Source organism: Okeania sp. SIO2F4 (genome assembly GCF_010672385.1).
In the GTDB taxonomy this organism is placed as follows: domain Bacteria; phylum Cyanobacteriota; class Cyanobacteriia; order Cyanobacteriales; family Microcoleaceae; genus Trichodesmium.
Genome location: NZ_JAAHGT010000741.1, coordinates 1 through 4,928, shown reverse-complemented (window position 1 = coordinate 4,928; position 4,928 = coordinate 1). Strand labels below are relative to the sequence as shown.

Here is a 4,928-nt window from a genome sequence, read left to right as displayed (position 1 = left end):
TAAGAGAGTCAAAAGTAGAATAAATCCAGAAAAAAATTATACAGATAAGTAACTTCTAGGATAAGAAAAACTCCTGATTACTCGACAAAAATTTAGAGCTGTTCCTTGTGGTACTATTCTTTTTGATAATTACTAGAAAAACCAAGATACTCAAAAGTAGAATCAATCCAGAAATTAAATTCTACAGATAAGTAACTTCTAGGAGGAAAGACACTTCTGATGAGTAGACCAAAATTGAGAGATGTTTCTTGTCGTACTATTTTTTTGATAATTACTAGAAAAACCAAGAGAGTTAAAAAAAGAGGAAAGTTAAAAGTAGAATCAATCTATTCTTGTTGATGATTACTAGAAAAACCAAGAGACTGAAAAAAGGAGGAAAGTCAAAAGTAAAATCAATCCAGAAATTAAATTCTATAGATAAGTAACTTCTAGGATGACAGAAACTCCTGATGAGTAGGCAAAAATTTAGAGCTGTTTCTTGTCGTACTATTTTTTTGATAATTACTAGAAAAACCAAGATACTCAAAAGTAGAATCAATCTAGAAATCAAATTCTACAGATAAGTAACTTCTAGGATGACAGAAACTGCTGATGACTCCCTCAAAATTGAGTTCTGCTCCTTTTAATAATTGGTATACTACTCTAATACCTCAGTTTTAAAGGCGAGGTTGAAATAAATTGAAAAAACTAACAAAAATCATGGTCTCTAATCAAGAAAAAATAGGCGGTAAATCTTTTTATCAATCTGAACCATTAATAGCTCGTCTGAGAGGAATTATTCGAGATTATCCAGAGGGTGTTGGGATTCTCAAAGAGTTGATTCAAAATGCTGATGATGCTAAAGCTAAAAAGGTTGAAATTATTTTAGATTGGCGGATACATCAATTTAAAAATTTGCCAGATAATCGGATGAATAAATTGATGGGTCCGGCAATTTTAGTCTACAATGATCGAGTTTTTCGAGACCAAGATTTTGAGAGTATTAGAAGTTTAGGGCAAAGTAAGAAATCTCAAGATTTACAAAAAACTGGTCGCTTCGGAGTGGGTTTTAATGCTATTTATCATGTGACGGATTTTCCTAGTTTTATTTCTCGCCAGAGTCTAATTTTTTTTGACCCTCACGGTGCTGCTATTCCGGGAACTTCTAGAGAGGAACCGGGAAGAGAATGGAATGTTGCTGCTGAGAAATGGTATGAGCAATATCCTGATTTTATGAAAGTCTATGAAGCGGGTGGGTTGTTGTTTGGTACTGAGGATTTTCAAGGAACTTTGTTTCGTTTACCTTTAAGAACGGAAATACAAGCAAAAAATAGTGAGATTAGGAAACAAGCTTTTACGGAGTCTAATGTTAGAGAATTGATTGAGGAGTTGGTTAAGTCTGGGGAGGAAATTCTTTTATTTCTCAAATCAATTGTGGAAATTCGTGTTTATGAAATTCCGGCAAATGGTAATGGGGAAAAATCGGAAATTCTTAGCATTGTTACTCAAAATGTTTCGGAGGTAGAAGCTGCGAGAAATAAATTATTATCGGCTATTCCTGATGATGTAAATTCTCTAGTTCAACAGTGTCAAAATAATCCCGCTGGTTTAGTTGAAATTTCTTACCGCCATAAAATAGAAACTGTCACGGCAGAAAGAACAATAAATTCAATTTGGAGAATAGTAGGAATTATTCGGACTGATGGGGAAGGGGAACTGGCAAAAGTTATTCAAGCTATGTATGAAAGTCAGGAAAAAGTAATTCCTTGGGCTGGTGCTGCTGCCCGAATTTCTAGTAGTAGTAGTGATGGGAATGTTAGGGAAGTTAAAGGCAAAATATATTGTTTTTTGCCTCTACCTCTGGAGTCGGAATTACCGATTCATATTAATGGCTTTTTCAACTTAAATAGTTCTCGCGATAATTTAAGTAGTGACAGTGGGCAAACAGGAAAAGACCGCTCTAGAGCTATTTGGAATTATCTACTTATGCGTCATGTTGTTGCTCATGCTTATGCTAATTTAATTACTGCTCTAGTAGAAGATATTGGCAAGTATCAACCACAAAAATTCTATGATTTTTTCCCGACAATAAAAGTTACTACTAGCAAAGCTCTGGAGGAACTATATATTTTTGTAATTAGGCTTTTAGATCGGCGAAATGTTATTCAATCTGGTGTGGAATATTTAGAGGCAAAACAGGAAAGTGGGAAACAGGCGATCGCTACAAAAAAATGGGTAACTCCGGCAGAAGTAAAAATTCTTCCTAAGAGTTGGCACAGAAAATTAGTTGCTCCTTTAAGTGCGGATGAATTTGATATTTCTGAACCTCGAATACCGGATAATATTTTGTCTGCTTTTGCGGAAGCTGGTTGTAAAGTTACTGAGTTTAAACCTGTAGATTTAAGGAATCATTTGAGGATGAATCAATCTTTAGGTTTGCCATTAAAAAATGCTCCGAAAGCCAGTCTGAAAAATCGGCAATGGGTAATAGATATGCTTGGTTATTGTGTGGAGGATAATTATCAAGATTTGCGGGGTTTACCATTAGCTATTTTGGCTAATAATTCTCTGGAAGTATTTGGCTATGGTTCAAGAAATCCTATCTTTATTCCTACCTTGGAAATTCAAAGAGAAATATTTGTCGATTATCCAGAATGGTTTTTACATTCAGATTTATGTCAAGGAATATATCTCCATAGAAAAGAGGGAGTTTTATATATGAATACTACTGAAGTTGCTAGAAATTTAACCAATATTGTTGATTCAACTCAGTGGCAACCTACTGGAGAAAATCTGCCTAATGAAAAGTGGTTAATTTTGGTTTATCGTTATTTCACGAGAGAGAATTTACCTGTAGATGAGTTGAATAAAGTTCCACTAATTCCTGCCAATGACGGTCTGCTTTATCGAGGTGGTTTAATTGAGACTCCTTTGTTGTCTAGAGATAATATTGATGAAAAAATTCTTGCAGCAATTAAATATTTTGGTGTGAACTTAATTGAAGTATCTAAAGAACTTGAGGAGGCTATTGTAAATTTTTTTGATATACATCCAGAGAAACTAATTTGGAAAGTTACAGCACCAGATGTTTTAGATAGTTTATATGCAATTTACGAAAGTCAAGGTTTAGCAATTTATGACCGACAGCACTATACAACTTTGCTAAATTATTTTGCAGATAGTTTCTGGTTAAACGGAGATAAGAAATATAGTCCTGCCAACCAAGACAAACTACGTCAGTTACCAATATATTTAACAGTTACGGATGAAATTGTTAGTCTGGATGAGGAAAATATTTATCTGCCTGCTGAAGGATATCAACCGCCAGAATTTATCGAAAATTTCCGACTTTTAAAATTAGGCGTAACTGAGTATGAATGGTTGCCACTCTTTAAATTTCTTGGCATTCCAATTTTAAGTAGAGCGCGATTAATTACTGACTGTTTATTACCAGAATATCCTACCCTTGCTTATGAGGAACAACTAATAGTATTAAGTTGGATTAGAGATAACTTGGATAAAGTTCAAAAAGAATTTGAATTAGAAACAAGCAGTCAAAACTTTGACCAATTTAAACAGCAAATTAAATCGGCAAGTTTAGTACGATGTACTGACGGAAGATTACGCTCCATAGAATCAATATATAGTCCGGAAATTGAAATAGTACCTCAAATTATGGGAAATAAAGCTGCAATTCCAGATATGAATTTTTACTCTGATAAATCTGATGAGTGGCTTAACTTCTTTGTCGAGTTAGGCATGAAAAAAATCCTAACTGTGGCAGACTTATTAAATTCTATAGATAATTTGATTCAGAAAGCAAATCGTTTTGGAGTAGATTCCGTTTCTGAATCTTTACTCAATATTTTTTAGTATATATTAGATAACTGGGAAGACGTGAAAAGCGAAAAACTACTGCAAAATATCCGGGAAAAATATTGGCTACCCGCCGAAAGAAACCCAGAAGTATTAAGTCGATATGCTGCTGCTTTAATACCAGAACCTAAATTATATCGCCCCCAAGATTTATCTTTGATTGAAGAAGCACATTTAGTAGCTAGTCAAAAACCTATATTTGCTGGAAAAAGTGAATTACTAAAGGAAGAAATTCGACGCAAACTTGGTTTTCTACCTGTAGAAGCAAATGTTGTATTAGACCATTTCGAGACAATAATTGGGAATTGGGAAAATGACGAAAAATAATTGGGTAAATTTTACTTGGGTTAATTTTATTTATGATTCAGCAAACCCAAATTTCATCGACTACTTAAAAAAGAGAAGTTAGTCAAAAGAAGAAATTCCATCTACCTCTATATTTCCCAGACAAATTTCCACAACTTCCCCTAGAAATTCCAGAGTCAGGCAGAATTTATGATTCAGCAAACCCAAATTTCATCGACTACTTAAAAAAGAGAAGTTAGTCAAAAGAAGAAATTCCATCTACCTCTATATTTCCCAGACAAATTTCGGCAACTTCCCCTAGAAATTCCAGAGTGAGGCAGAATTTATGATTCAGCAAACCCAAATTTCATCGACTACTTAAAAAAGAGAAGTTAGTCAAAAGAAGAAATTCCATCTACCTCTATATTTCCCAGACAAATTTCGGCAACTTCCCCTAGAAATTCCAGAGTGAGGCAGAATTTATGATTCATCTAAACGAAATTTCATCGACTACTCAAAAATCTCAACTCAGTCAAAAGAAGAAATTCCACCTACCTCCATATTTCCCAGACAAATTTCCACAACTTCCCCTAGAAATTCCAGAGTCAGGCAAAAATTATGATTCATCTAAACGAAATTTCATCGACTACTCAAAAATCTCAACTCAGTCAAAAGGAGAAATTCCACCTACCTCTATTTTTTCACAGACAAATTTCCACAACTTCCCCTAGAAATTCCAGAGTCAGGCAAAAATTATGATTCATCTAAACGAAATTTCATCGACTACT

General features: G+C 34.2%; 3 protein-coding genes. All 3 read left to right on the top strand.

What is annotated here, in order from left to right; all coding sequences use genetic code 11:
- The first annotated feature begins 699 nt into the window (after window positions 1-699).
- The gene (locus tag F6K22_RS31690; RefSeq protein WP_293107436.1) at window positions 700-3,852 is read left to right on the top strand and encodes a sacsin N-terminal ATP-binding-like domain-containing protein; all 3,153 of its coding nucleotides are present in this window, start codon (window positions 700-702) and stop codon (window positions 3,850-3,852) included.
- A gap of 24 nt (window positions 3,853-3,876) precedes the next feature.
- The gene (locus F6K22_RS31685) at window positions 3,877-4,182 is read left to right on the top strand and encodes a hypothetical protein (RefSeq protein ID WP_293107433.1); all 306 of its coding nucleotides are present in this window, start codon (window positions 3,877-3,879) and stop codon (window positions 4,180-4,182) included.
- A 440-nt stretch (window positions 4,183-4,622) separates the two neighbouring features.
- Window positions 4,623-4,871, top strand: coding sequence for a hypothetical protein (locus F6K22_RS31680; RefSeq protein WP_293107431.1), 249 nt, complete (start codon window positions 4,623-4,625; stop codon window positions 4,869-4,871).
- The last annotated feature ends 57 nt before the right edge of the window (window positions 4,872-4,928 follow it).

Bases quoted from the DNA above. Each gene is read 5' to 3' on its own strand.
- F6K22_RS31690 (WP_293107436.1), top strand. From the start codon at position 700: ATGGTCTCTAATCAAGAAAAAATAGGCGGTAAATCTTTTTATCAATCT.
- F6K22_RS31680 (WP_293107431.1), top strand. From the start codon at position 4,623: ATGATTCATCTAAACGAAATTTCATCGACTACTCAAAAATCTCAACTC.